At 49.7% G+C, this 26,337-nt stretch carries 20 protein-coding genes; 14 read left to right on the forward strand and 6 right to left on the reverse strand.

All coding sequences use genetic code 11. The features are described 5' to 3' along the window. Positions 1–81: 81 nt before the first annotated feature. Both DFR60_RS23820 and DFR60_RS23825 read right to left on the reverse strand, forming a co-directional pair. Entirely contained in the window at positions 82–996 is a 915-nt protein-coding gene (locus tag DFR60_RS23820) for an alpha/beta fold hydrolase (protein WP_110325123.1), read from the reverse strand. A 734-nt stretch (positions 997–1,730) separates the two neighbouring features. Next, positions 1,731–2,741 carry a LacI family DNA-binding transcriptional regulator gene (locus DFR60_RS23825; RefSeq protein ID WP_002601247.1) on the reverse strand — a complete coding sequence of 337 codons (1,011 nt, stop codon included), beginning with the start codon at positions 2,739–2,741 and terminating at the stop codon, positions 1,731–1,733. A 235-nt stretch (positions 2,742–2,976) separates the two neighbouring features. Here DFR60_RS23825 and DFR60_RS23830 point away from each other — a divergent pair, with 235 nt between their 5' ends. Genes DFR60_RS23830 through DFR60_RS23840 form a run of 3 tightly spaced genes read left to right on the forward strand, consistent with a single transcriptional unit; the run spans position 2,977 to position 6,200 of the window. Next, positions 2,977–4,386 (forward strand): L-fucose/L-arabinose isomerase family protein, encoded by a 1,410-nt coding sequence (locus tag DFR60_RS23830; RefSeq protein ID WP_110325124.1) that lies wholly within the window; start codon positions 2,977–2,979, stop codon positions 4,384–4,386. A 13-nt stretch (positions 4,387–4,399) separates the two neighbouring features. After that, entirely contained in the window at positions 4,400–5,248 is an 849-nt protein-coding gene (locus DFR60_RS23835; RefSeq protein WP_110325125.1) for a transketolase, read from the forward strand. A 4-nt stretch (positions 5,249–5,252) separates the two neighbouring features. Beyond that, on the forward strand, positions 5,253–6,200 hold the full coding sequence (locus DFR60_RS23840) for a transketolase family protein (RefSeq protein WP_110325126.1): 948 nt from the start codon (positions 5,253–5,255) through the stop codon (positions 6,198–6,200). 131 nt (positions 6,201–6,331) lie between these two features. Here DFR60_RS23840 and DFR60_RS23845 read toward each other — a convergent pair whose 3' ends face one another. Beyond that, the gene (locus DFR60_RS23845; RefSeq protein WP_110325127.1) at positions 6,332–7,447 is read right to left on the reverse strand and encodes an RNA-guided endonuclease InsQ/TnpB family protein; all 1,116 of its coding nucleotides are present in this window, start codon (positions 7,445–7,447) and stop codon (positions 6,332–6,334) included. 173 nt (positions 7,448–7,620) lie between these two features. Between DFR60_RS23845 and DFR60_RS23850 the strand changes: the two genes are divergently transcribed. The 9 genes from DFR60_RS23850 to DFR60_RS23890 all read left to right on the forward strand — a co-directional run bounded on the left by DFR60_RS23850 (position 7,621) and on the right by DFR60_RS23890 (position 19,536). Further along, positions 7,621–9,192, forward strand: coding sequence for an FGGY-family carbohydrate kinase (locus DFR60_RS23850; RefSeq protein ID WP_110325197.1), 1,572 nt, complete (start codon positions 7,621–7,623; stop codon positions 9,190–9,192). Between the two features lie 40 nt (positions 9,193–9,232). Further along, positions 9,233–11,929, forward strand: a complete 2,697-nt coding sequence (locus tag DFR60_RS23855) for an alpha-L-rhamnosidase (RefSeq protein ID WP_110325128.1) — start codon at positions 9,233–9,235, stop codon at positions 11,927–11,929. A 238-nt stretch (positions 11,930–12,167) separates the two neighbouring features. After that, positions 12,168–13,127, forward strand: coding sequence for a uroporphyrinogen decarboxylase family protein (locus DFR60_RS23860; RefSeq protein ID WP_110325129.1), 960 nt, complete (start codon positions 12,168–12,170; stop codon positions 13,125–13,127). A 15-nt stretch (positions 13,128–13,142) separates the two neighbouring features. Next, positions 13,143–14,579, forward strand: coding sequence for an ABC transporter substrate-binding protein (locus DFR60_RS23865; protein ID WP_002601240.1), 1,437 nt, complete (start codon positions 13,143–13,145; stop codon positions 14,577–14,579). Between the two features lie 71 nt (positions 14,580–14,650). Beyond that, positions 14,651–15,514, forward strand: coding sequence for a carbohydrate ABC transporter permease (locus DFR60_RS23870; protein WP_110325198.1), 864 nt, complete (start codon positions 14,651–14,653; stop codon positions 15,512–15,514). Beyond that, positions 15,511–16,350, forward strand: a complete 840-nt coding sequence (locus DFR60_RS23875) for a carbohydrate ABC transporter permease (RefSeq protein WP_110325130.1) — start codon at positions 15,511–15,513, stop codon at positions 16,348–16,350. Before DFR60_RS23870 ends, DFR60_RS23875 begins: the two co-directional genes overlap by 4 nt. 46 nt (positions 16,351–16,396) lie before the next feature. After that, positions 16,397–17,473: a M24 family metallopeptidase gene (locus tag DFR60_RS23880; RefSeq protein WP_110325131.1), complete on the forward strand. Its 1,077-nt coding sequence runs from the start codon at positions 16,397–16,399 to the stop codon at positions 17,471–17,473. A gap of 97 nt (positions 17,474–17,570) precedes the next feature. Beyond that, positions 17,571–18,218: a GntR family transcriptional regulator gene (locus tag DFR60_RS23885; protein WP_110325132.1), complete on the forward strand. Its 648-nt coding sequence runs from the start codon at positions 17,571–17,573 to the stop codon at positions 18,216–18,218. 37 nt (positions 18,219–18,255) lie between these two features. Then, the gene (locus tag DFR60_RS23890) at positions 18,256–19,536 is read left to right on the forward strand and encodes an L-cysteine desulfidase family protein (RefSeq protein ID WP_110325133.1); all 1,281 of its coding nucleotides are present in this window, start codon (positions 18,256–18,258) and stop codon (positions 19,534–19,536) included. Between the two features lie 46 nt (positions 19,537–19,582). On the opposite strand, the gene DFR60_RS23895 is transcribed toward DFR60_RS23890, so the two are convergent. From DFR60_RS23895 to DFR60_RS23905, 3 genes are all read right to left on the reverse strand, one after another. Next, entirely contained in the window at positions 19,583–21,385 is a 1,803-nt protein-coding gene (locus tag DFR60_RS23895; protein ID WP_110325134.1) for a sensor domain-containing diguanylate cyclase, read from the reverse strand. 193 nt (positions 21,386–21,578) lie between these two features. After that, positions 21,579–22,724, reverse strand: coding sequence for a GNAT family N-acetyltransferase (locus DFR60_RS23900; RefSeq protein WP_110325135.1), 1,146 nt, complete (start codon positions 22,722–22,724; stop codon positions 21,579–21,581). A 13-nt stretch (positions 22,725–22,737) separates the two neighbouring features. Then, the gene (locus tag DFR60_RS23905) at positions 22,738–23,682 is read right to left on the reverse strand and encodes a DUF1177 domain-containing protein (protein ID WP_110325136.1); all 945 of its coding nucleotides are present in this window, start codon (positions 23,680–23,682) and stop codon (positions 22,738–22,740) included. Between the two features lie 288 nt (positions 23,683–23,970). Here DFR60_RS23905 and DFR60_RS23910 point away from each other — a divergent pair, with 288 nt between their 5' ends. Then, positions 23,971–25,341 (forward strand): ABC transporter substrate-binding protein, encoded by a 1,371-nt coding sequence (locus DFR60_RS23910; protein WP_167437710.1) that lies wholly within the window; start codon positions 23,971–23,973, stop codon positions 25,339–25,341. Positions 25,342–25,412: 71 nt separating this feature from the next. Further along, complete coding sequence (locus DFR60_RS23915; protein ID WP_002601230.1) at positions 25,413–26,336, forward strand: carbohydrate ABC transporter permease; 924 nt, start codon at positions 25,413–25,415, stop codon at positions 26,334–26,336. Position 26,337: the final 1 nt, after the last annotated feature.

The following is a 26,337-nucleotide window of genomic DNA, read 5'->3' on the forward strand; positions in this document are numbered from 1 at the left end:
TGCCTTTCCGGGATTGCATAAGTGTTACAGTATATGAAATCCCGGGAAGGTCAATGACAACACATGCAAAGTACCCAAAAATCAGTGGAGTAAATCCACCATGAGTGTATGGAATTTTTCGTGTTCGCTCCACTGCGGAAAGTGGCATGAGCGCTCAAACCAGTGAAACTGTTTTTCCGTCTGTATGGTGTCATAGTATTCTTTTGCCAGCGCGGATGAGACGTGGACATCATGACGCCCCTCCACGAATATGACAGGCGCCCCAAACTCGGTCCGGCCTTCGAAATTAACCTCCATAAGCTCAGGCCACAGCCGTTTGATTGCCTGCAGACTGCCCTTCTGGCGCCGTATTAAATCAGGAATCGAATAATACCTGGAAAACAGGAACGGTGTCACCAGGGGATTATAATTTGTCCTGCCATAGAGAGAGCCTCCGTGTTTTACAACCTGTTTTGTCACGAAAAGCAGATCGTCCAGCCAGTTTTCACCGGTGTAAGTGCAGTCCGCTTTTTTCAGACGTGCAAGAGCCTTCTTACTGGCGTGCGCGGCAGCGAACTCGCAGCCCGTGCGGCTGGCTTTTTTCATGTTTACCACCTGGCCGCATCCGACATAGGCGCGTACCTTCTCCGGATGCTTCTCCGTATAGGTAAGCCCCAGGACGCTTCCCCAGGAATGTCCGACGAGATAGAGCTTTTCCTGGCGGTAACGTTCGGTTAAGAGTGTCACCAGCGCATGGAGATCCTCGAGAAAGGTGGCAATGGTGACCACGCTGTCCCCGAAATCGTAATAGGATTTACCTGCCCCGCGCTGCTCCCATACGACGACGGTGAAATGCTTTTCCAGCTCGCCGTTGTATTTTAGAACCAGCGGCAGCGCGGCGTCTCCGGGGCCGCCGTGAAGATAGAGGAGAAGGGGCAGACGGTCTCTTTCCGCCCGGATTGATACGTACTGCGGTACTCCGTTAAGGGTGATGGTGGTCTGGTGGTTGATTGGCATAGGGGCCTCCTTTGGCATTGGATTGCAGGATTTATCGCTGTGCTGCAACGTTGCAGTTCACAGCCCCGTCGTCCTCTGCGTCCCGGTCTGCCCCGTCTGGCTTATGCGTGGTTTCCAGTTCAAGTTTCGGGGATAAGCACTTCTAAACGTGCAGAATTTTTCTAAAAACCAGGGTAAATTCCCAAACTCGCTGCGCTCAGACAGGTGGGAATTTCCCCTGAACGAAAAATCCTGCGCGTTAAGAATTGCTAATCCCCTTCAAAGTCACTGGAAACCACGCATAAGCCAGGCGGGGCAGACCGGGAAGCAGAGGACGACGGGGCTGTGAACTGCAACGCTGTAACCGGCATTGCTTTCATTATAGTGAATTGGGATTGACATTATATGTTTAAAGATACTATTATAATAATATATAATATTAAAGAAGCGCTGCCGATTGTACGGTTGGCCCCATGAAAATAGCCTAATCAAAAATGACCGCTTGTTTTCTCAGGACAGGGCGGTTATTTTGTGATTATGATTGCCTTCTATGGCAGAGCCAAGTCCAAAAGCTGTCAGTAAGAGACTAAGAGCAGCGATCAGACCTTCAAGTGTCAGCAATGGCAATATTATTATAACAAACCATGGTACAGAAAACAACATAAAAAAGTAACAGGCAGCTGCTCCGGGGAATCCTTCCTGAGAGCAGCTGCCTGTTTTAAAAACCTGTATTCACTAAATAATTAAACGTTTATTTAACCCTTCACACTCTTCCTCTCATGCAGCTTCACCGAAACCTCCGTCTTAATCATCACCTTCGTCTCCCCCGCGATCTTCTGCAGGAGTCTTAAAACGGCCAGTTCACCGAGGCGTTTCTTTGGGACCTCCATGGTCGTGAGCGGCGGTTCGAGGAAATCACAGATCGGGGTATCGTCAAAGCCGACGATGGAGATGTCTTCCGGGATCTTGTAGCCGAACTCCTTAAAGGCCCGCATGGCACCGGCGGCGATTAGATCGTTGTCGGCAAAGTAGGCCGGGGCAACCGGCGGTTTTTCGCGGAGAATCTCCGACATGTCCGTGTAAGCGCCCTCCATGGAAGGCGTCAGCCTGTGGACGTAGGGGTGGCTGGTGGGGAGGTCGTGGTGGCGCAGCGCCTTGTAATAACCATCCGCCCGCTCCTCAAAGTTGCCGATGGGATAGGAGGAACGCAGGTAGCCGATCTCTCCCAGGCCCTTGTCGATTAAGTAGTTGGTGGCCAGGTATGCACCCTGCACATTGTTGATCAGGACGGAATCACAGTCCAGCTCTTCAAAGTACGTATCCAGCACCACCATAGGTACCTTCAGCCTGGTAAATGGCTGGAAGTACTCCACATCCATCTCCGTGCCCAGCAGGAGGATTCCCTGGCAGTTCTTCTCCGAGAGCTCCTGAATCTGCGCGCCGATATCTTTATTTTCGTAAAAATAAGTAATCTGAAGTTCGAATCCCTTTCCCTTGCAGGCCTGTTCGATTCCCTCTGTCAGCTGGGAGAAGAACGGCGTATCTGCGACGACGGTTCCGTGCTTTTTGTAAATGACATACAGGATACTGCCTTTTTCCTCGGCGGTATCCCATTTTTTTGAAAAATCGTAACCGTATTCCCTGGCGGCATCCAGGACCAGGTTTCTGGTCTTTTCACTGATGCCAGGTTTGCGGTTTAATACCATGGAAACCGTGGCTGCCGATATATTTAACTTCTGAGCCAGCTCCTTCGCTGAAATTGACATACTTGGCCCTCCTCTGACACAAATATCAAACGCATAAATACAGCTTAAAAATAAAAAAGTACTGTTTACTTAATCATACAGGAATTAGTTAAATTCGTCAATAGATTGTTCCTATATAATTTAAAGAAAATTAAGTTAAATTCAATTGACATTTCAAATAAGATTTAATATAATTAAGTTAATAATAAAGATAGAATTTAATATAATTCAATTGCGATTTAAAAGGAGGAAACGTATGTTATCACTGAAACTGGGGTTTGCGCCTACACGAAGAAGCATATTCAGCGCTCCGGATGCGTTAAAGTTTGCCGGGTTAACGAAAAAACGTCTGGAAGAGCTGGGGGTAGAGTTTGTCGGTCTCGACGGGATCAATGAAGAGGGACTGCTATACGATGACGGCGATCTCGACGCCATTGTGAAACGTTTTGAGGAGGCAGGTGTTGACGGACTGTTTCTTCCTCACTGTAATTTCGGAACAGAATACGTCTGTGCAAGGCTTGCAAAGCGTTTGAATGTTCCGGTTCTCTTATGGGGACCAAGGGATGAGAGGCCGGATGAGAATGGAATCCGTTTAAGGGACAGCCAGTGCGGTTTATTTGCCACCGGAAAAGTCCTGCGCAGATTCAGAGTGCCCTTTACCTATTTAACAAACTGCCGTCTGGAGGATCCGGAATTTGAGGGCGGAATTCGTAACTTCCTGGCGGTCTGCAACGTGGTGAAGGTATTCCGCCATACGAGAATTCTTCAAATCGGGCCGAGACCCTTTGATTTCTGGTCCACCATGTGCAACGAAGGAGAACTGCTGGAGAAGTTTCAGATTCAGTTATCCCCGATTCCGATTCCGGAGCTGACTGCCGAGATGAAGCGGGCGAAGGAGGAGGGCGTGGAGGTGCGGGCCGTGATGGACTACTGCAGAACCGGCATGTGCGTCAAGATCAAGGATGGGGAACTGGAAAATGTCGCCGCCCTCAAGGTAGCGATGAAACGTCTGACCGAAAAGTACGGCTGCAACGCGGTCGCAATCCAGTGCTGGAACGCACTTCAGAGCGAGATCGGAATCATGCCCTGCGCGGCCAATTCCTTATTAAATGAAGAAGGAATTCCCGTTGTCTGTGAGACTGATATACATGGAGCGATCACCGCGGTGATGGCGGAAGCGGCGGGGATGGACGAGGCGAGAACCTTCTTTGCGGACTGGACGGTGCGCCATCCGGACAACGAAAACGGGGAGCTGCTTCAGCACTGCGGCCCGTGGCCGATCTCCGTGGCGAAGGAAAAGCCAACCATCGGCTACCCTCTGGCCTTCGACTATCCGGGGGCAGTGGAGGCCGAAGCGAAGCACGGTGAGATGACCCTGTGCCGCTTCGACGGCGACAACGGAGAGTATTCCCTGCTTCTTGGGAATGCCAGGGGAATCGAGGGACCATACACGAAAGGCACGTATGTGTGGGTGGAGGTAGAGGATTTAAAGCGCCTCGAGAACAAGCTGGTCTGCGGCCCGTATATCCATCACTGTGTGGGAATCCACAAAGACGTAGTGCCGGTATTATATGAGGCATGCAAATACATAGGAGTTACCCCGGATTTATATGATCCCATCGAGGAAGAGGTAAAAGCGGCGATCTACAGTCCGTCCGGCAGGTAAGGAGGTATATGGAATGAATGAAAATCTAAAGGCGCTGTCCTACGCGCTTCGCAAAAATGTACTGGACATGGTATACAGGGCAAAAACCGGCCATATCGGCGGAGATTTCAGCGTCATGGAAATCTTGGTAAGCCTGTACCTGAAGGAAATGAACATCAGCCCGGAAAACCAGGATGATCCTGACCGGGATTACTTCGTGATGAGCAAGGGCCATTCCGTGGAGGCCTACTATTCGGTTCTGGCGGCGAAGGGATTTCTGGATATTGATGACGTCATCCGGAATTTTTCCACATTCGGTTCAAAGTATATCGGTCATCCCAACAACAAGCTGCCGGGCATCGAGATGAATTCCGGTTCCCTGGGACACGGCCTGCCTGTGTGCGTGGGCATCGCAAAAGCGTGTCAGATGGACGGCCGTCCGAGCCGCGTCTACACGGTTATGGGAGACGGAGAGCTGGCGGAAGGTTCCGTCTGGGAAGGCGTCATGGCAGCTTCCCAGTACCGTCTGGATAACTTGTGCGCCGTGGTCGACAGAAACCGGCTTCAGATATCCGGTTCCACAGAGGAGGTCATGCACCACGACGATCTTGCGGCCCGTTTCGCGGCATTTGGCTGGAACGTCTTAAGTGTGGCAGGCAATGAGATCGACGCTCTTCTGGCTGCATTTGAAGCAGCGAGGGAGACAAAGGGATGCCCTACCGTAGTGATTGCCAATACTACGAAGGGATGCGGCGTCTCTTTCATGGAAAACAGTGCCGGGTGGCATCACAAGGTGCCGGATGCCAAACAGTATCAGGCGGCTGTAAAAGAGTTGAGCGAGCGGGAGTTACGGTCGCTCAGCGCGCATAACAAGGAGGCTTAGTGCTATGAATAAAATACCAAACCGACAGGTAATCTGTGACGTGCTGATGGAGCATGCGAAGACCGACCGTGACATTGTCGTGCTGTGCAGTGATTCCAGGGGAAGCGCCTCCATGACGCCATTTACGGAAGGCTATCCGGAACAATTTGTTGAGACCGGAATTGCAGAGCAGGATTTAGTCAGTATTTCCGCAGGCATGGCCAAGGCGGGGAAAAAGCCGTATGCCGCGTCTCCGGCCTGCTTCTTAAGCACCAGGAGCTATGAACAGGCCAAGGTGGATGTGGCCTACTCCAACACCAATGTGAAGCTGATCGGAATCAGCGGAGGAATCAGCTACGGAGCATTGGGAATGAGCCACCATTCGGCCCAGGATTTTGCGGCCATGTGTGCGATCCCGAATATGAGAGTCTATGTGCCCAGCGACCGCCATCAGACGAGAAAACTGATGGAGTCTCTGGTATCGGATGAGAAGCCGGCCTATATCCGTGTGGGAAGAAATCCGGTGGAAGATATATACGGGGAAGACCGTGTTCCATTTGAGATGGACCGCGCAACTGTGATCAGCGAGGGAACCGATCTGGCGATCATTGCGTGCGGGGAGATGGTCCGGCCCGCCATACAGGCGGCGGAACTGTTAAAGGAAAGAGGAATATCCGCCGCGGTTCTCGACATGTACTGCTTAAAACCCCTTGATGAAAAAGCGGTGATCGCCGCGGCGGAGGGCGTGAAGGCGGTAATTACAGTGGAAGAGCATGCGCCGTTCGGCGGCCTGGGCGCTATGGTCAGCCAGGTGCTGGCCAAAAACTGTCCGAGAAAAATGGATATCCTCGCGCTGCCGGATGCCCCGGTGATTACGGGAACCTCGAAGGAAGTATTTGACTATTACGGCCTGAACGCAGAAGGAATTGCGAAAAAGGCGATGGAGCTGTTGGTATCAATTACCCATGTCTAATGCCCGATGAAGCGGGGCAGGCCCAGGCACGGGCTTGTAACTCAACTACACGTAGTACGACATGCTATTCATGTCTCCTACCTCAAACGTTGGCTACAATAGGCTGATTGACGGCAGCCCGCCTGCTTCGGTTATGCCTGACAGGCCTCTGCGAACAGAGTATTCCATCCTTTACGGTAGATGTTTATGGCTCCGGTACGGTCATCATTACTTCGGTAACCGCATACAGTACAGCAGAATTCATGCCTCTTTCTGTTACGGTTAGCCTTTGTCGTATTACCACAGACCGGACAACTCTGGCTGGTGTACTTCGGGTCTGCCGCAAGGACTTCTGACTGCGACAGCGCAGCTTTGTATTCCAGCATCTCCCGGAACTGATAGAATGCCCAGGAGACCATTACGTACCGGGATTTTAAACGGACGTGTTCCGTGGCAGTGCGTATCCCGGTTAAATCCTCTATAATAAAAAGCGTTCCGGCCCCATACTGTGAGATAAGTGCCTTCGTAACCGCGTGATTTACCGCGGTTACGTAACGGTTTTCTTTCTCACGGAGCTTTTTCAGCTTACGCTTTGCTGATTTTGTTCCACATGCCTGCAGGCGCTTCCGCAGGGCAAGGGCTTTCGCGCGCTTTTCCTTGACCGCGCGGCCGGAAAAGAACCTGGTGTTCCCTTCATCATCAAAGGAAACTGCCAAATGGTTCACACCCAGATCAATCCCAACAATATGGTTTAAGATATTCCTGTTCCCTGCTTCCAGAGTAACCGGTATATGCAGATAATATTTCCTGTTTTTACGGATCAGTTTAGCAGTGCCAAAGCGTCCTCCGGCAAGAAACCAGTGTTCCATCCCTTTTAATTCAAATGGGATATGTAACCTGCCGGAAAGGGTATTTAAACTAACGGACTGACCTGATATGGAGTAATCCCGGTTCCAGACCAGATCATACTCGAAGTTTCGAAAAGATACTTTCGAAAAGGGGTGTCCATTACTTTTCATGGATTTATATTTTGCAAGGACGGTCTTAAATACACTCTGTGTCATCTGAGAGCGGAGTCCAAACTGCTGCCTGACCGGGTAGTATAATGCATGCTCTAATTCGAGATAGCGGATGCCTTCCTGTCCAAAAACGAATGCGGAGACAAAGTTCAGCACATCCCGGATAACGGATAGTGTCTTATTCAAAATAATCATCTGTTCTGATGTAGGGTAGAGTTTGACTTTAGCAGTAATGGTAATAGATTTCATAGATTTTATACCTCATAATAGATTATGAACTGAGTACATTTTACTATAATTGGAAGTAAAAAGCAAACAAATGTTTGAAAAACTAAAATTAAAAAGGAGAAGGAGCTTGCGAAAGAGTCAGGAGGGGCACAATTCCTCTCATGTCTAAAGGCAAGAGTCTCCATGTGCAGTTTATGAAACAGAAATTTATCATAGGAATAGACCAGAGCACCCAGGGAACGAAGGCGATACTGTTCGATGAAAAAGGAAACCTGCTTCACCGGACGGACAGGAGCCACGCTCAGCTGGTCGATGAACGCGGCTGGGTGGAACACGATCCGGAAGAAATCTACCGGAATACGCTTCTGGTGGTGGAAGAACTGCTGAAGAAGAGCGGCGTGGACCGCGAAGCCGTGGCCTGCGTGGGAATCAGCAATCAGAGGGAAACTGCCATGGCGTGGAACCGGAATACCGGGAAACCCGTCTATAACGCTATTGTCTGGCAATGCGCCAGGGGAGAGGAGATATGCAGGCGGATTGAGGGAAGCCGATTGGAAGCGTGCCCTGGCACAGCCGGGGATCCAAGGGAAAGAGACGATCTTAGTGCGGCAGGGGCTGTGAGGCAAAAAGCCGATCTTAGTACGGCCGAAGACGTGAGACAGAGAACCGGCCTTAAGCTCTCCCCGTACTTCTCCGCGGCAAAACTGGCCTGGATTATGGAACACGTGGAAGGGGCTGCCGGTCTGGCCGCCCGCGGGGAGCTTTGCTGCGGCACCATGGACAGCTACCTGGTATACCGTCTGACAAAAGGGAAGGAATTCCGCACCGACTATTCCAACGCTTCCAGAACCCAGCTCTTCAATATCCGTGATTTAAAATGGGATGAGACGCTGTGCGGGATATTTGGAATTCCTATCGCCTGCCTGCCGGAAGTGACCGATTCCGATGGATATTTCGGAATGACCGATTTTGAGGGAATCCTGCCTGCCGAGGTGCCGATCCACGGCGTGATGGGCGATTCCCACGGCGCGCTGTTCGGCCAGGGCTGTCTCACCCGCGGCATGATGAAAACCACGTACGGCACTGGTTCCTCCATCATGATGAACATCGGAGAGCAGCCGATCTTCTCAGATCTGGGAATTGTCACCTCCCTGGCCTGGAAGACGGGCGGCCGTGTCCAGTACGTGCTGGAAGGCAATATTAACTATACGGGCGCCGTCATCACCTGGATGAAAGATCAGGTGGGCCTTCTGCAGAATGCGGCGGAATCGGAGGAACTGGCCGAAACGGCCAATCCGGCAGACCGCACGTACCTCGTTCCGGCGTTCTCCGGTCTTGGGGCACCGTACTGGCGCAGCGACGTGTCTGCGGCCTTTGTCGGCATGACCAGGACCACCGGACGCGCCGAAATGGTGAAGGCCGGTTTATGCAGCATTGCTTACCAGATCGCGGACATTGTGGCGCTGATGAAGGAAGCGGCCGGAATCGATGAGGTGGAGCTTCGGGTCGATGGAGGTCCAACAAAAAACAGCTTCCTGATGCAGTTCCAGAGTGATATACTGGATAGCAGAATCAAAGTGCCTGGGGTGGAGGAGCTTTCCGGCCTTGGAGCGGCCTATGCGGCCGGCCTTGGCGCCGGGATTTACGATGAATCCCTGTATGGAAGGCTTCCAAGCATCCTGTACGCGCCTGCAATGAATCCCGCGGAGCGGAACGAAAAGCTGAAGGGATGGAAGGCGGCCGTGGAAATGGTGCTGAAGCCCTAAGAAGATCATAGCGTGTCTAAGGAAGCAAAGGAGAATCATCATGTTAGAGATCGTAAGAATCTTAATGGATTACGAAAAAGACCCGGCCGGTGTCGAAGAGATGCCCCAGTTTAACTGGGAGCTGAAGTCGGATAAACGCGGTGTCGTGCAGACGGCTTACCAGCTGCAGATTGCAGAAAACAGTGACTTTGATACACCTGTCTACGACAGCGGAGTGACAGAGAGCCGTGAATCCGCCCACATCCGCCCGCCTCACGTGGAACTGAAATCCGCTGTGAAGTATGGTGTCCGTGTCCGGGTATGGGCAGGAGCAGGAGATGTCCTCCCCGCCGCTTTGGCGGAATGTGAGGAGAGCGCCTGGTGTGAGGGAAGCTTTGTGACAGCCCTGTTAAGCAGCGGGGAGTGGAAGGCGCCCTTCGTATCGGCCGAATCCGTGCCCGCCTGCCGGGAAGAGTCGAAGGGAACCCTGGTGAGAGGAAGCTTTTCTGTCGGCAGCGGTTTAAAAGAGGCGTATGCGTTTACCACGGCGCTGGGTCTGTACCATTTCTATCTGAATGGAGAAAAGGTGGGAGAGGATGAGATGACGCCCGGATGGACATCCTACCGCCGCCACCTGCTGTACCAGACGTACGATGTCACCAGATGCTTAAGAGAAGGCGTCAACACCGCAGGCGCCATGGTGGGGGCGGGATGGTACAAAGGCGTTATGGGCCTCACGAAATCACGCAATAACTATGGAGACCAGACCGCATTTGCCATGCAGCTGGTTTTGAGATATGAAGACGGACGGGAAGAGACCGTCTGTACCGGAGACAGTTGGGAGGGGGCGGATGCCCCGGTGGTATTTTCTGAAATATACCACGGGGAAACGTATGACGCCTCTCTGGAGCTTCCGGGTTGGTGCGGGGCTGACAGGACTGCCGCAGATCATACCTCCGGCGGCTGGCATGCCGTGGAAACTGTCCCGTTTGACACCTCGGTCCTGCACGCGCAGGGCGGCGCAAGAGTCCGGGTGATTGACCGGATTCCTGCGAAAGAAGTGTTCGTCACACCCAAAGGGGAGACCGTCATCGATTTTGGACAGAATATGGCCGGAAGAATCCGCGTGACGGCAAGCGGGAAGAAGGGCGATGTCATAGAGCTGCGCTGCTTCGAGATTCTGGACACAGAAGGCAATGTCTATCTGGATAACCTGCGGAAGGCCAGAACCACCATGAAGTATATCTTTGGGAGGGACGGCGAGATTACGTACCACCCGCATTTTACCTATATGGGATTTCGGTACGCCCTGGTGGTCTCGTATCCGGGAACGCCGGAGGCGAAAGCATTTACGGCAGAGACGCTTCACTCCGAGATGGAGCCGGCTGGAGAGATCACCTGCTCCAATCCGCTGTTAAACCAGCTTCATCACAACTATCTCTGGGGTCTGAAGGGCAATTTCCTAGATGTGCCGACGGACTGCCCGCAGCGCGACGAGCGGCTGGGGTGGACGGGAGACGCTCAGATTTTCTGCCGCACGGCGTGTTATCTGATGAATACCTATACCTTTTATAAGAAATGGCTTTGGGATTTAAAAGCGGATCAGACGCCGGAAGGCGGAGTTCCCCATGTGGTTCCCAACATCGAGGAGGAGCACGCGGAAGGCAACTGGCTTTTGAAGCAGGGACCTCACTCCGCTTCCGCATGGGCGGACGCGGCCGTCATCGTTCCATGGACCATGTATCTGATGTACGGAGATACGGCGATCCTGGAGCGGCAGTACGACAGTATGAGGAAATGGATCGAATTCATGAGGGAACACTCCGAGGATTACATCTGGAATTACAAGCTTCAGCTGGGCGACTGGGTGGCGCTGGATGCCGAGGAGGGAAGCTTCTTCGGGGCTACGCCTACGGACCTGACCTCCACGGCCTATTTCGCCTATTCCACAGGATTATTTGCCAGAATCGCCGGAATTCTGAAGAAGGATGAAGCGGCGGAGTATGAGGAATTATATGGGCATATCGTGAAGAAGTTCCAGGATACCTTTTTTGACGGGAACGGCAGCTTAAAGGCTCAGACGCAGACCGCCCATATCGTGGCACTTTACTTCGGACTGGTGCCGGAAGGCAGGACCGAACAGACCGTAAACGGGTTAAAACGCCTTTTGGATAAAGAAGACGGCCATCTCGTAACCGGTTTTATCGGAACGCCGTATTTCTGCCACGCCTTAAGCCGGAATGGATGCTTAAAGGAGGCTTACGACCTGCTCTTAAAGGAAGATTACCCTTCGTGGCTGTATCAGGTGAAGATGGGGGCGACCACCATCTGGGAGCACTGGGATGGGATCAAGCCGGACGGAACCATGTGGAGCCCGGGAATGAATTCCTTTAATCACTATGCTTACGGAGCCATCGGCGAGTGGATGTACCGCGTTATGGCTGGAATAGAGACAGATGAGGCCGCTTTCACAGGGGCGGGCTTTAAACATGCGGTGATCTGGCCGCGCATGGGCGGAGGCTTAAGCTATACCGATGCCAGGCATGAGACCATCTACGGCACGATCCGCGTGCGCTGGGAGATGGAGGGAAACAGGATCTCCTTATTGGCAGATATCCCGGCCAACACCGGAGCGGCCATACGTCTTGACCGTGCACAGCGCGTGGTGGAAGACGACGGATTGTGCTTTAGGCCTGGGGATGGATTTATGGAGGCGGAAGCCGGGTCCGGGACGTATCGGATTGTGTTTGAAATATAGCAGCAAAAACAGAGTGAACATACTGGGAGGGCAAGGCTGCCCTGGTATGTTCACTCTGTTTTATTTTGCGTTGAAAAGCAGGACCTTTCTGCTTGATATGTAATAAATGAATAAAAAGGAAAAGTAAAATGATGAATTATATACAAATTAGCTAAAAATGTATTGACTGTTGATAAGTCCTGTGGTATTATCAGTGATAGTAATAGAAATAATATTAAAAAGAGTATGGAGGTAGGTAATGACAAAGAGGGAGCGGGTAATCACTGCAATTCAGGGGGGTGAGGCCGATTATGTTCCGACTGGCTTTTCTCTGCATTTTCCTGCAGAACGCGCATTTGGAAAGGAGGCTGTAAAGTCACATCTGGAGTTTTTTGAAAGGACTGATACGGATATTCTGAAGATTATGAACGAGAATCTCGTTCCGGATATCGGAGAGATACGGGTTCCGGAGGACTGGAATAAGATTCCGTCGTATTCCTTAAAAGACACCTTTATGCAGGATCAGATTCGCCTGGCAGATGAGATTCTTCAAAAGTGTGATCCCAGTGCTTTCAAATTAGGCACCATTCACGGGATCTGCGCTTCGGCAATCCACCCAATTGAAGCGAGATACGGATACGAGGCTGTCAGAGAACTGTTCTGCACTCACATCAGGGAAAATAAGAAACCAGTAATCGAGGCATTTAAGCGAATAACCGACGGCATGTGCCAGTTGTCCCAGAAGTACATCGAGATGGGACTTGACGGTGTCTATTATGCGGCTTTAGGCGGAGAGAAGCATTACTTTACGGACGGCGAGTTTGCAGAGTGTATAGAACCGTATGACAAGCAGATTTTACGTGCAGTGAAAGAAGCGGATGGGTACACATTTCTGCATATGTGTAAAAACAATCTGAATATGAACCGGTATGCGACGTATGGCGATTTAGCCGATGTCGTGAACTGGGGAGTTTATGAAACGGGATTTTCTCTTGAAGAGGGGAGACAGTTATTTCCGAACGCCGCTGTCATGGGGGGACTGGCGAATCGAAGTGGTGTCATGGTAGATGGTACCGGAGAGCAGCTCGCAGAGGCAGCAAAAAAAGTTGTTATGGATTTTGGAAAAAAGGGTTTCATCATGGGGGCTGACTGTACCCTTCCAACAGAGATTCCATATGAAAGGATTAAGATAATTGTAGACGCAGTAAGAAGCATTTAAAAGGAGAAGAATGTTATGAGAAGAAGAGGCGCAGCAACTTTATTAATGGTTTCCATGGCAGCATCATTACTGGCGGGATGCGGAGCAAAAGAAAGCAGTCAGCCGACTACGGCAGCGGTCCAGGATACGAAGGCAGCTGAGAGCAAAACGGCAGAGAAGGAGGAGACAGAGAAGACAGCAGAAGCTACAGTATTTCCGAAAGGAACTGTAACCTTTTACATGAACGGCAATCCTCAGTACAGGCAGCAGTATTTTGAGACGTGGCTCGATAATCACAGGGATATTGCACCGGAAGTTTCTGTAGAGTTCGTGCAGGTGGAGAGCAACGCGGATGCCAGAGAAAAAATTACGATGACTTCCCTGGCGGGGGCGGTGGAGGACCTGCCTGATGCAGTATTCTTAGACAGGCTGAATCTGATGGATTTGGTGCAGGCCGGATTACTGGTTGATGAGACCGATTTCCTGGAGCCGTTCGTAGAGAAAATGGTTGACGGCGCTGTTACAGACGGCATGGTAAGCGGCAGGATGTACGGACTCCCGGATTCCGTGAGGCCGCAGCTGCTGATGTATAACAAAGAGATTTTCGACAAGTACGGCGTAGATCCGGAACAGATGTCTACGATGGATGGCTATATTGAGGCGGGGAGACAGCTGAAAGAAAAAAGCAGCGGTGAGGTTTACTTATCCTGGATAGGCTCTAATAATATGACCTGGAAGTGCTGGGGAAGGCGCGGACTCATGCCGCAGGCGAATGCGAAGGTCTGGGATGATGACGGAAATGTCATTATAGGCAGCGATGAAGGGACAAAGACAGCTCTGGGGGCATTAGATACCATGTATTCGGAGGGCCTCCTGATGCGTGTGGAGATGTATGATCCCGCGTTGTACGATGCGGTCAACAGCCAGAAGATTGCTACCTTTGATATTGGCGCCTACTGGGACGAGTTTATGAGGCAGAACTGTCAGGCCGTAGCAGGACAGTGGAGAATTATGTCGGCACCGGTATTTGACAGTGCAGGCAGGGCAGGCGCCCCTGTTTCCAGTTATTTATGCGTGCTTGAAAAGGGAAAAGACGGCGTTTATAAGGAACTGGTAGAACAGATGTGGAAAGATTTCACTTTTGATAAGGAATCGAAGGAAGCATGGGTAAAATCGATGGAAGAGCAGAATGCGCCGTATACGAACCCGATCTCCTTAGAACTTTTAGAGGACGATTTCTGGAAGGAACCTTCTGATTATTATGGAGGACAGTCTTTCCGTGAATGGGAGGCACTGACTCTTAAAAATGGTGCAGATAATATGGTTGTTACGCCGCAGGATGCGGAGGGAGACGAGATCATTTCCGCCGAAATTGAAAAATATGTAGCTGGAGACCAGACGATGGAAGAGGCAATTGCCAATATGGATAAAAATCTGAAGGCTAAGATTGGAAAAGCTGAGATTGTAAAATAACTTCTATTGCAGCAGAGGGAGATATGACGGCAGACGGCTATTTCTGCTGTCATATCTTTATAGGTGAGAAGATGATTAAGACAATAAAAAAATATAAAGCACCTTATTTGTTTATACTCCCATTTTTTATTCTGTTTTTAATATTTCAGTTAATTCCCACGGTATGGACTTTTTACATAAGCCTTACGAAATGGAGAGGAATCGGAGTACCGGAATTTGTGGGGCTGGATAATTTCAGAAAGATGCTGATCGACGGCATGTTCTGGGAAGCTCTATGGAATACGGTAGTGTATTGGCTCACCGGACTTGTGCTTATCTTATTTCTTGCGATTCTGATAGCCTCCCTGCTGAACAGTCAGCTGCTAAAGGGAAAGGCGTTCTTTAAGACGGCCACTTTCCTGCCTAATATCTGCGCAGCCGTAGCGATGGGGTTAATCTTCAGAATGCTGTTCGATGAGAATGTCGGTTTAGTCAACGAGGTATTGGGAAAGAAAATTCCCTGGCTGGCCAGTACAACGTATTCGAAAATACCGGTAATCCTCCTGATTGTCTGGAGAAATACCCCATGGTATACCATGATTGTATTATCGGGTCTGCTGAATATATCGCCGGATTACTATGAAGCTGCCACTGTGGACGGGGCCAATACCTATCAGAAATTTGTCTATATTACGCTGCCTTCCATAAGCAATATCCTGTTGTTCTGTTCCATTACGCTGACCGTAGACATGTGGAAAATATTTAATGAACCTTATATTCTTCCAGGTCCGGGAACGTCCAATACATCGCTGTTCCAGTACATGTATGAATCGGGATTTAATGTATTTAACATGGGCTATGCGTCGGCAATCGGTGTTATATTGATTGTATTGCTGACCATCATTTCACTGGTGCAGTTCATCGTCAGAAAAGGAGGCAGAGAGACCGTATCATGAAAAATACAGGTAAGAAAAAATGGCAGTCCTTCATGGTTCACGCGATTTTGATCGTTATCACAGCTTTCTGCCTGTTTCCGATCTTATGGATGTGTCTGATCTCATTTAAGAGCACATCGGAAAGCATGACAGGATTTCATTCTCTGTGGATCGAGCATCCGACCTTGTCCAACTTTAAAAGGCTGTTTGAGCTGATCCCGATCGCTCAGAATACGTTTAACAGTGTGTTCACTACGGTGGCAGGAACCTTAACCTCACTGTTTTTCTGTGCCCTGGCCGGTTTTGCATTTTCGAAGTATCGTTTTCCAGGAAGAAAATTCTTATTCTATTTTATTATTGCGACAATGCTGGTTCCGGTGGAAGTCGGCGCGGTTCCCCTGTTTATTATAATGAGAAAATTAAATCTGGTAAACAGCTTATGGTCCCTGATTGTGCCAAGAATAGCCACCGCAATCGGAATCTTTTATATGAATCAGTATATCTCAGATGTGCCGGACGAACTGGTAGAGGCGGCCAAGATTGATGGCTGTAATGATTTTGGGATCTTTATGAAGGTGGTGGTACCCATCATTAAACCGGCGCTGGCTTCGTGGGGAGCGGTCACATTAATTTCCAGATGGAACGATTTCTTCTGGCCGCTGCTCTATCTGCGGAAACAGGCCAAATACACATTGATTGTTACGATATCGCTGCTTCCGATCAGTGAAGGGCTATCCACCCCGTGGCCGGTAATCCTGGCTGGAACGACGCTCATCATTATTCCTATCATAATTTTATACATTATTCTGGAACGATTCCAAAAGGGTGGCAGTTTTGCAGGAGCTGTAAAGGGGTAGCAGAAAGCCGGAGAACGGACTGTCAGATAAAAATGGAGAAAAAGCTATGGGAAAAATAAATCGAATTGAAGTGCTTCAGAAACAGATGAGAGAAAAAGGGATAGAGGCCGCTCTGATCGAGAACCGGAGAAACCGGGAGTATCTGGTTTATACAGATATTTGGGAAGGCAGTATGCTGATCACTCAGGAGGAAGCAGTACTGTTGGTGGATTTCCGCTATTATGAGATGGCGTTATTATCAGTCCGGGACTGCGAGGTACGGCTGTGTAAAAATATCGAAGAAGATATGAGACAGATCATAAAAGACCGGAAGCTGTCCTCTGTCTGCTGCGAAAAAAATATATCCCATCAAAGGTATCTGTATTTAAAAGAGGTTTTGAAGGGGATTTGCCTCGACGATACGTACTGCATGGATTCCATTATTAAGGAAAATCGGAAACGAAAAGATGAATACGAATTATCCTGTCTGAGGACGGCTCAGGAAATCACCGACCGTGCATATGAGTATATTTTAACACGCGTAAAAAAGGGCATGAAAGAGTCTGAAATACGGATTGAACTGGGAAGCTTCATGATCCGGCAGGGATCGGAAAATTTCGATATCGGCTATATATCATCTTCCGGAAGCAAAACCTCACTGCCGCATGGCGGGACCGGCGATAAGGTGGTGGAATCCGGTGATTTGATCATGATCGATTTTGGGGCGGTAATCGGAGGCTATCATTCTGATTGTACCAGGACATTTGCGGTAGAGAGCGCTACGGACCGTCAAAAAGAAGTCTATGAAATTGTGCGAAGGGCCCAGGAGAAAGCATTGATCAGTATCCGTCCGGGAGTCAGAGGCTGCGATATTGACCGCATAGCCAGAGATTATATTAACGAAAACGGATATCAGGGCTGCTTTGAACACGGATTAGGTCACAGCATAGGCCTGGAGGGCCATGAAAACCCAAGATTTAATGAAATCTGTCAGGAGATGATCTGTCCGAATGTGGTGATGACCGTGGAGCCGGGGATCTATCTGGAACATGATTTTGGAATTAGAATTGAAGATATGGGAGTTATAACAGAGACTGGTTTTGAAAATTTCACGAAGGCCTCAAAGGAATTTGCCATTATATAAACTTGTTATTATTCCTGCTATTGTGGTATATTTAGTACAGAAATTCCGAGAGGCAGGACTGCCTGCAGGAAAAGGACAACAGAGAGGAAACAAGGGTATGGATGGAGCAAAAAATCAGTCAATCAAAGAACTTGTTTATGAGGGAATCCTGAATGATATTATTCAGGGAGTGTACCCGGCTAATTCAATTTTGAATGAGAGGACGTTAGTAGAAAAGTATGGTGTCAGCAAGACACCGGTGAGAGAGGCTTTGGTTCAGTTATGCGGTGAGGGGATTTTAAAGAATATTCCAAGATACGGATATCAGCTTCCTGTAATTACACCTTCTGAGATCAATGCAATAATCGAATACAGAATCGTCCTGGAGACAGGTGCGCTTAGAAAGACGATGAAGATCATTACAAGGGAACAGATTGATAAGTTAAATGCTCATGCAAAGCATGCGGGAGCTTTGGCGCAGAAGCGTGATATTACGACCCATTGGTCAACGAATATGGAGTTCCATCTGATGCTGTGTGAGTGTTGTTCCAACCAGTTTATGTATAAATCGTTAAATGATGCGTTAAAATTCTGTTCCAGAGGGGCAAGTCAGTACTTTAATAAGTCCTGGGAGACAGGTAATCCGACAGATGCCAATGGCCACGTACAAATTATGGAAGCTATCCGTCATCAGGATGGAAAACTGGCGGAGAAACTATTGGTAAAAGATATTGAATGCCTGTGGAATGAGATTCTCGGGCCGTAGAAATAAGCCTATCCGGATAAAAATGAGATGGAGAAGTATGAAGACAGACAAGAATTTTTACAAGCAGTATATTGCCGTGCTGGAGGAGGAACTGGTTCCGGCCCTTGGCTGCACGGAACCGACCTGTATCGCCTATGCGGCAGCTTTGACGGCCGGATGCCTTGGCGGTATGCCGGATCATCTGGTGGTGGAGAGCAGCGGAAACATTATTAAGAACGTGAAAGGCGCCGTAGTTCCTAATTCCGGCGGATTAAAAGGGATTGAGGCCGCGGCGGTGCTGGGGGCGGCTGGAGGTAATCCGGAATTAAAACTGGAAGTATTGACCGGAGTAACAGAAGCGGCGATTGAATTAACGAAAAAACTGCTTGAAGACCGCGATTTCTGTGAAGTCAGGGTTATGAATTCTCCAGCGAACCTGCATGTGAGAATTACCGGGACGCGTGATGGCCATGAAGCAAAGGTGGAATTGATACATCAGCATACCAATCTGGTGAGAATCGAGAAAGACGGTCTTGCTTTGTACGAAAAACCGTATCAGTCCGGCAGCTTTGACGAATCCCTGACGAACAGGAGCTGCCTGAATGTCCTTGATATTCTGGCATTTGCGGATGAAGTTCAGATGGAGGATATACAGGAGCTGATCGACCGCCAGATTGAATATAACGAAAGAATTGCGCAGGAGGGCATGAAAAATGAGTACGGCGTTTCCGTTGGCGCCAATCTTGTGAAATACTATGGCAATGACATTCAGGTCAGAGCACGCGCCATGGCGGCCGCCGGAAGCGATGCGAGAATGAGCGGCTGTCTTTATCCGGTTGTGATCAATTCGGGAAGTGGAAATCAGGGCATTACCGTGTCGGTCCCGGTGATTGAATACGCAAAAGAGATGGGCGTCAGCCATGAAAAGCTTGTGCGTGCACTGGTCTTCAGCAATCTGATTGCGATTCACCAGAAGACCGGAATCGGAAGATTGTCGGCATACTGCGGAGCGGTCAGCGCGGCATGCGGCGCAGGCGCCGGTATTACATATCTTTCAGGGGGATCGTATGAGCAGATCTGTGCTACAATCACAAATACATTAGCCAACGTATCAGGAATGATCTGTGACGGTGCCAAGCCATCGTGCGCGGCCAAGATTGCAACTGCCGTGGATGCGGCGATTATGGCGCACTGCCTGTCGATGGAGGCGGAGGAATTCCAGCCGGGAGACGGGATCGTAAAGGACACCGTAGAAAATACGATTGAGAGCGTCTGTGAGATTGCATCACAGGGAATGATTGTGACCGATGCGAAGATATTGGAAATTATGGTAAGATAGACGGAAGGGGCTGTAAAATCATTCAATTGGTGATTTTACAGCCCCTTCAAAAGCGGTTATCAGTTTTGTCGCCCTTCTCCCTGCCTCTATCCCGGTGGGGACGTTGGGCCGGATTCATAAAGTAACCGTTCCCGCCGTTTCTCTTAACCTGATAAAGCGCCTCGTCGGCACTCTGATACAGTGTCTGGAAGTCCCTTCCGCAATAGGGATAGAGCGAAATTCCGATACTGATCGTAAGTGGTCTGGACAGAGGGGCTGACTCGAAGAACTGAGCGGTCTTTTGTTTTAATTCCCTGGCCTTCCGACGGGCCGTGGAAGGGGAGGGGAGGTCGGTTAAAAAGACGGCAAATTCGTCACCGCCCATGCGGCCGATGATATCCGTGTTCCGGAAATGCCGGGAGAGCAGAGTGGAGACATTTTTTAACACGGTATCTCCTGTGCTGTGTCCCTGAGTATCGTTGATCTCCTTAAAATGGTCGATATCAAACAACAGAAATGCGTGAAGCCGGTCTGGATGCTTTTTAAGCCTGCGTTCCACCTGCCGCTGCAGTGCCATCCGGTTCAGCAGGCTGGTAAGGGAATCGCGCATGGCCTTTTCCTGCAGGAGCGCGGTCTTCTGTTTGTAGTCATCGATATCACTCAGCAGACCGATGGCGTGAATGGGCCTTTTCTTGCTGTCAAAGATAGTGGTTACCCGGTTCCTGCACCACAGATAGGTGCCGTCTGCGCGTTTTGCCCTGTATTCTGTCTCCGCGTAGGGAGCGCCGCTCAGTATGGCAGAGATCATATCCTCAACATTTTGCTTGTCATCTTCGTATACAATATCGTACTCGGTCAGATTTTTTATGGAAATATCAGGCGGCGGAAGAAATCCGAACATCTTTTCATAGACAGGGGAAAAATGAATCCTGTCTTTAAGAATATCCCAGTCAAATACCGTATCCCGAGTCTGCTCGGAGATAATACGGTAGCGTTCTTCATTGAGTGCGGTCTCTTCCCTCTGAAGCTTCTCCTCCGTGATATCAGAAATAAAAAGCTGAATGATCTGACCGGTCTCTGTGTCAGACCGGAAGCGGAAGGCTCTGGCGTGCATCCATCTGACCTCTCCCTGTCTGGTACGGATTCTGTATTCCATGACACAGTTGTCTGACCCGGAATTCACATAGTCGAAAAATTGTGCTTTCACCATCTGGCGGTCAGCAGGGTAAACGATGCGGAATAATTGAGAAAGCTGGTTCCCGGTAGAAAGGTGCTCAGGCTCATAGCCTGTCTGACGATAGAATTGTTTGTTTACATAGAGCATCGTAGCCTTTTTACCCAGCTGCAGGCGGATCAGGCTGCCCGGGATAGTATTGATCAGACTTTCCAGCGTAGTTTCCGTCTGGCGTTTATCTGTGATATCAATGAAAAAGACATTAACCGTCCGTTCTCCGCCTGTCACATCCACCCGTGCGCAGTAGGCCGTATTCCAGGCAATCGACTTATCTTTTTTCTGTATCCGATAGGTGACCGTGGTTGGCTCATTCGTTACAAGAAGCTTTTGAAGCGCCTTTGTGACGATCGGACGGTCCTGAGGCACCACCAGATACATACCTTTTGCGCAGAAGGGGGGAGACTGGCTTTCCTCCTCTGTATATCCAATCATTCGATAGTAGCCGTCCGTGGCGGTGATGATGCGGAAATCGTCGTCGACAGACAGCCGGGCGGTTCCTCCAAGCACAGTTTCAGACAGCATATCCAGTTCCTTCTGGGCTTTTTTCAGTTCCAGCATCAATTCATTAATCTGCGCTGATGTCATGGAACCGCTATGTTCAAGGGCTGAATTACAGTTATCATCCATAGTTTGCATACAAAAACCGCAAAAGCGGAAATCGCATATCCTCCTTCCTGCCGATGGCGGTATAATACCGGTATTATAACCAAATTATAGCGCAAAGGCAGGAAAAAATCCATGAGTTTCCGCTGTTCTACGAAAACAGTAAAAATTTTACTTAAATTGAATAGCGCCTGCTTTTACTATAGCATTCGGGAGCGGGAATTTACTAACATTTATCCAGACAACACATGGACAGAGGGAGTGGAAACCAGTTGATCCGGCTGTCTCTGTTCAGCCGGGCCCGGATTTCCTGATAATCAGGAGAGAACAGGAAGCGTATGGCTTCTGTCTCGGATAGCGGCCAGGGGGATTTCTCACTGGTGCGGGAGACGGAGGGAACTCCGCCGGCCACAGTCAGCTGGTAATTGCCGTTGTTTTTGACCGACAGGAGGGTACTCCCATCCATGAGCGGTTCCGAAGCCGCTTTCAGAGACAGAAAGAATGACAGCACGGTTTCAAAGTCCAGTATCCGGTAATTGTCATCCTGTCTCATCTGCCATCTCTCACAAAATGGGGACAGTGTCTCCATACGCCCGGTTTCGTGGGGATATACTTCCAGCAAAAGTTCTTGGGCTGAAATTTCCTGGAAATACGTCTCCAGGCAGGATAAGACCATGGACTCGTCGTCCAGGAGCAGCTCGGAGACTGTGTTTCGTTCTGCCGTTAAACAGCCGGCGAAGGCGCCGCCATGAAGAACCGCATAGGTTTTATGATGCCAGCTGCCTGAGATGTCTCTGAAATCAGCAGATAAGCGATCCGTGCGGTATGGTAAGGTTTTATGCAGGCGGTGGATATCCTCCCATGCCTGATCGTACACTCCGGTTATTTCACGCAGGCTTAAATCGTAATGAAGATAAGTGTTTTTGCAGTGACGGAAATTATCACGGCTGAACCTATAAGTTATAATACTGCCGCACGGTTCATAACCGAAGTAGCGGTAACGCTGTCTCAAACCGGTGAGACAGCTGAGCTCCATGTGGTTTTCTTTCATGTCGCAAATGGCGTCGTTCATCAGGTGTTTCATGTAGCCTTTCCCGCGGCTGTCGGGATGGACCGCCACGCTGCCAATGGTGGCGCATGTAAGGGAATGGCTGTCAGAACGGAGCGTTACGGGCAGGGAACAGACGACCGCCTTGATTTTCCCTTCCTCGAGAGCCAGAAAATGGTATGGTTCGGTAGTTTTCCCGTTTCCATATAACTTAGGGATCAGGGAGGCAAAATCGTGAGGTGTTCCGGAGAGGCTGAAAACCATGTTGATGAATTCGATAATCTGCGGCAATTCGCCGCGGCGGGCTTTTCTGTATTCTGTCATAGGCAGTCCTTTCCTAGCGGGAAGCGTTTCCCAGGGTCTGTAAGTGTTTCATATCGCCGTATAATTCTGTGAGACGGCGGAACTGATCTTCGCAGTAAAAACTGCACTTGCGGCAGCCGTAATATTTTGCAGTCTCCAGGACGAATCGGGCTGTTTCCTCTAAATCGGCAGGATGACTGGCGCCGGTGGCACAGCCGGCTACCATGGTTTCCGTTGTGATGGCGACTCCGACTACGGGAGCATCTGTTGCTGTGGCCGGCTGAAGGATGCTGTTGATATGGTATAAATCATTGCCGTATGGCGTGATATCCTGAGTTGCCAGGGGGAATATGTGCGGAAGCTGTCCGGTGGTCGTCTGCATGATGTCTAAAAGATCGTCTGATACACTCAATATGTAACCGGATTTTACGGTATTTGAGATGGCAAACCCTCTGTGATTGATAATCCGGTTTCCCTTTGTTGTGTCAACAGACAGGATGGCATCCATAGCGGGAAGAACTTCCGTTTCGTTGTTTTGATGCATCTGTACTGGAGAACCCATAAATGGAACGGGATCGTGCTGTTCTGTGGGAGCGTCGGGGCAGATATGGGTGGCGACGATGACATCGCCTTCCAGGATATCTCCTTTTTTCTGCATATCCAGCAGCTTGGCAGCAACAGTAAGAACCGTGCACGCACCATCTCCGTCGGAAACAAAGCCTGTCATGACTGGCCGTGCGCCCAGACCTCCAAGTCTGCCGATGACACCCAGAGTGGGGGCTGTTTTTCCGGCTGATCTGCCGTTCTTACCAGGAATGAGAATACGGATCACATCCGTACTGCCTTTCGGTCCGGTGAGAGGAAAGACCTCAATGTCTGCTTGTGGATTGACGGACAGAAGATAATTTTTCATGCGCTCACCGCTTGCCGCACTGTCGTCAAGAATATCAAAAACTTCGAGAAGTTGTTTCATTACCATTAGGAAAACCTCCTTATTAATCACTGTTTTAGGTTTGAGTTATTATAGTATAGTGAAAATTGAAAATCAAGAAGATTGCTTCCTTATTTTGACTGTTAATTGAAGAATATTTAAAATATAGAGCGTTAATTGTGCAAAACGCATTAAATATAAAAAAAACCATGTGCATGGTAACGAAGCCATAAAATAAAAAATCCGATATACTTGATCTCAGTGAAACGTCGGCAAAGAGGCGGACCGTTGGATTGGGGACGGTCCGCTATTTTTAAAAACCAAGGAGGAATGATTATGAGAAGGAAGAAATGTTTGGCAACTCTTACAATGGCGGCCATGGTGGCTGCGTCTCTGGCAGGCTGCGGTTCGTCGGGGGAAAAGACGGATAACAGCCAGGCGGCGGTCAGCGGCGAGACTACGGTTTCAGACAGCGGTGAGAAAAAGAAAGATTCCGGTTCTGCGACGGTGGTCAGCATGTGGCATATGTGGAGCGGCAGCGAGGCCGAGGCATTTCAGACGGTAATTGATGATTTCAACGCCAGCCAGGATGAGATTGAGGTTGAGGTCCTGGCGTCTCAGACCGAGGAGAAGATGCTGACTGCTATTCCCAGCGGCGACGGCCCGGATATTGTACATACTTCAGACACCACGTGCAGCAAATGGGCGCAGGCCGGTCTCTTAAGCACACTGGACAGCTATATTACCTCGGAAAATGTGAATGTCGATGACATTTACCCTTCCGTATACGCCCTCGGTACGTATGGCGGAGAACAGTACGGCCTGCCGTATACCATGGATTCCTACATGCTTTTCTATAATAAGGGGGTTCTCGACGAACTGGGGCTGGAGCCGCCGAAGACACTGGAAGAGATGGCCGAGATGTGTAAGCAGGTTACGGTAAAGGATGCAAACGGAGAGTACACACGGCTGGGATACGTTCCGGATTATCCGTGGATCGACAGAGTTGAGATTCCGTATCTGTTCGGAGCGGAATTCTATGATTTTGAAAGTGACCAGGTGACATGTACCAGTGACGAATTTAAGAACGCGCTGAATTATAAGGCGCAGTTCTATACCGAATATGGAATTCCGGAAGTAACCAAGTTCAAGAGCGGCTTCGGCGCTTACGCTTCCAATGACAACGCTTTATTCCAGGGGAAGATCGTATTCTCCATCGAGGGTGAGTGGTTTGAGAATTTCATCAATTTATACGCGCCGGATGATTTCGAATGGGGAGCGGTGCAGGTTCCTGTTACCGAGGCAAAGCCAGAGATCGCAGGCTGCGGAAGACTGCAGGGAAGCCTCCTTTCTATCCCGTCTACCAGCAAGAATTCTGATGCGGCCTTCCAGGTAATCCGTTATCTTACCTCCGGTGACGCTTACGTTAAATTCTGTTCCCTGATTGGAAACCTTCCGACTGCGTACTCTGCTTTGGAATCAGAAGATCTTGTAAAACAGGCGCCTCAGCTGGAACCGTTTATAGAGAGTGTGCTGGAAGGCAAAGCGAAGGCCTTCCCGGCGGTACCTTTCAGCGCGGAATACTCCGACATTCAGGGGCTTGAGGAGCAGGCTGTCTATTCCGGCGACAAGACGGTGGAAGAAGCGGTGGAGAGCATGTATGAACAGCTGCAGCCGCTTGCAGATGAATGGAAAAATGCCAGATAAATTTTAATAAGAAGTACAGGGCTGCTGTCCGTGGAAAAGCGGCCCTGTTTTCTATCAGAGGTGAAAAACAGATGAAGAAAAAGAAAAAATATAATTCGCAGGCACCTCAGATCCGTCTGGCCATGGTATTTTTGCTGCCATGGGTGATTGGGTTGATCCTGTTCCATATTTATCCGATTGTCTCGACGGTCTATTACAGTTTCACGGAATACAACCTGATGAAGGCTCCGAAGTTTGTCGGCCTGTTAAATTATAAGAAAATATTCCATGACGACTTATTTTACAAGGCGGTCTATAACTCCCTCTATTTTGTGGTGATTGGAGTGACCCTGCAGATCGCGCTGTCGGTATTTTCGGCGGTTTTGCTCAATATGAACGTAAAAGGGCGAGGAATCTTCCGCACCCTTTTTTATCTTCCGACTCTCGTGCCGCCGGTGGCCAGCTCCCTTGTCTGGATGTGGATGCTCAACCCTCAGTACGGCCTGGTAAATGCGGTTCTGAAGTTCTTTCATCTGCCGCAGCCGCTGTGGCTGTCTTCGGCGGAGTGGTCCAAACCGGCCATCATCCTGATGACCCTGTGGGGAATTGGAAATACCATTATCGTGTACCTTGCAGGCATTGGTGATATTCCCAGAGATTATTACGAGGCCATCGACTTAGACGGCGGCGGCCCGATCTCCAAGTTCCGCTACATAACGTGGCCGATGCTCTCAAATGTGACCTTCTTCCAGGTCGTAAACGGCATAATCATGGGCTTTAATACCTTTACACAGTCCTATATCGTGGCGGCCTCGGCTCCCAAGGGAAACGGTACGCTGGGCGGTGTGAAAAATTCGCTTTTATTCTATGCGGTGGACATTTACAACGAAGGCTTTAAGTATTTGAAATTCGGATATTCCAGTGCGCTGGCGACCATTATGCTGGTGGTAATGATCATCATTACCTTTTTCCTGTTCAAGGGATCGAAAAAATGGGTCTACTACGGAGGTGAATGAG

Origin of the sequence: Hungatella effluvii (genome assembly GCF_003201875.1) — a bacterium.
Taxonomy (GTDB): domain Bacteria; phylum Bacillota; class Clostridia; order Lachnospirales; family Lachnospiraceae; genus Hungatella; species Hungatella effluvii.

Coding starts and splice junctions, on each gene's coding strand:
- DFR60_RS23850 (WP_110325197.1), top strand. CDS start 7,621: ATGAAACAGAAATTTATCATAGGAATAGACCAGAGCACCCAGGGAACG.
- DFR60_RS23910 (WP_167437710.1), top strand. CDS start 23,971: ATGAGAAGGAAGAAATGTTTGGCAACTCTTACAATGGCGGCCATGGTG.
- DFR60_RS23895 (WP_110325134.1), bottom strand. CDS start 21,385: ATGCAAACTATGGATGATAACTGTAATTCAGCCCTTGAACATAGCGGT.
- DFR60_RS23825 (WP_002601247.1), bottom strand. CDS start 2,741: ATGTCAATTTCAGCGAAGGAGCTGGCTCAGAAGTTAAATATATCGGCA.
- DFR60_RS23835 (WP_110325125.1), top strand. CDS start 4,400: ATGAATGAAAATCTAAAGGCGCTGTCCTACGCGCTTCGCAAAAATGTA.
- DFR60_RS23820 (WP_110325123.1), bottom strand. CDS start 996: ATGCCAATCAACCACCAGACCACCATCACCCTTAACGGAGTACCGCAG.
- DFR60_RS23905 (WP_110325136.1), bottom strand. CDS start 23,682: ATGGTAATGAAACAACTTCTCGAAGTTTTTGATATTCTTGACGACAGT.
- DFR60_RS23830 (WP_110325124.1), top strand. CDS start 2,977: ATGTTATCACTGAAACTGGGGTTTGCGCCTACACGAAGAAGCATATTC.
- DFR60_RS23915 (WP_002601230.1), top strand. CDS start 25,413: ATGAAGAAAAAGAAAAAATATAATTCGCAGGCACCTCAGATCCGTCTG.
- DFR60_RS23880 (WP_110325131.1), top strand. CDS start 16,397: ATGGGAAAAATAAATCGAATTGAAGTGCTTCAGAAACAGATGAGAGAA.
- DFR60_RS23870 (WP_110325198.1), top strand. CDS start 14,651: ATGATTAAGACAATAAAAAAATATAAAGCACCTTATTTGTTTATACTC.
- DFR60_RS23890 (WP_110325133.1), top strand. CDS start 18,256: ATGAAGACAGACAAGAATTTTTACAAGCAGTATATTGCCGTGCTGGAG.
- DFR60_RS23860 (WP_110325129.1), top strand. CDS start 12,168: ATGACAAAGAGGGAGCGGGTAATCACTGCAATTCAGGGGGGTGAGGCC.
- DFR60_RS23840 (WP_110325126.1), top strand. CDS start 5,253: ATGAATAAAATACCAAACCGACAGGTAATCTGTGACGTGCTGATGGAG.
- DFR60_RS23845 (WP_110325127.1), bottom strand. CDS start 7,447: ATGAAATCTATTACCATTACTGCTAAAGTCAAACTCTACCCTACATCA.
- DFR60_RS23885 (WP_110325132.1), top strand. CDS start 17,571: ATGGATGGAGCAAAAAATCAGTCAATCAAAGAACTTGTTTATGAGGGA.
- DFR60_RS23855 (WP_110325128.1), top strand. CDS start 9,233: ATGTTAGAGATCGTAAGAATCTTAATGGATTACGAAAAAGACCCGGCC.
- DFR60_RS23900 (WP_110325135.1), bottom strand. CDS start 22,724: ATGACAGAATACAGAAAAGCCCGCCGCGGCGAATTGCCGCAGATTATC.
- DFR60_RS23875 (WP_110325130.1), top strand. CDS start 15,511: ATGAAAAATACAGGTAAGAAAAAATGGCAGTCCTTCATGGTTCACGCG.
- DFR60_RS23865 (WP_002601240.1), top strand. CDS start 13,143: ATGAGAAGAAGAGGCGCAGCAACTTTATTAATGGTTTCCATGGCAGCA.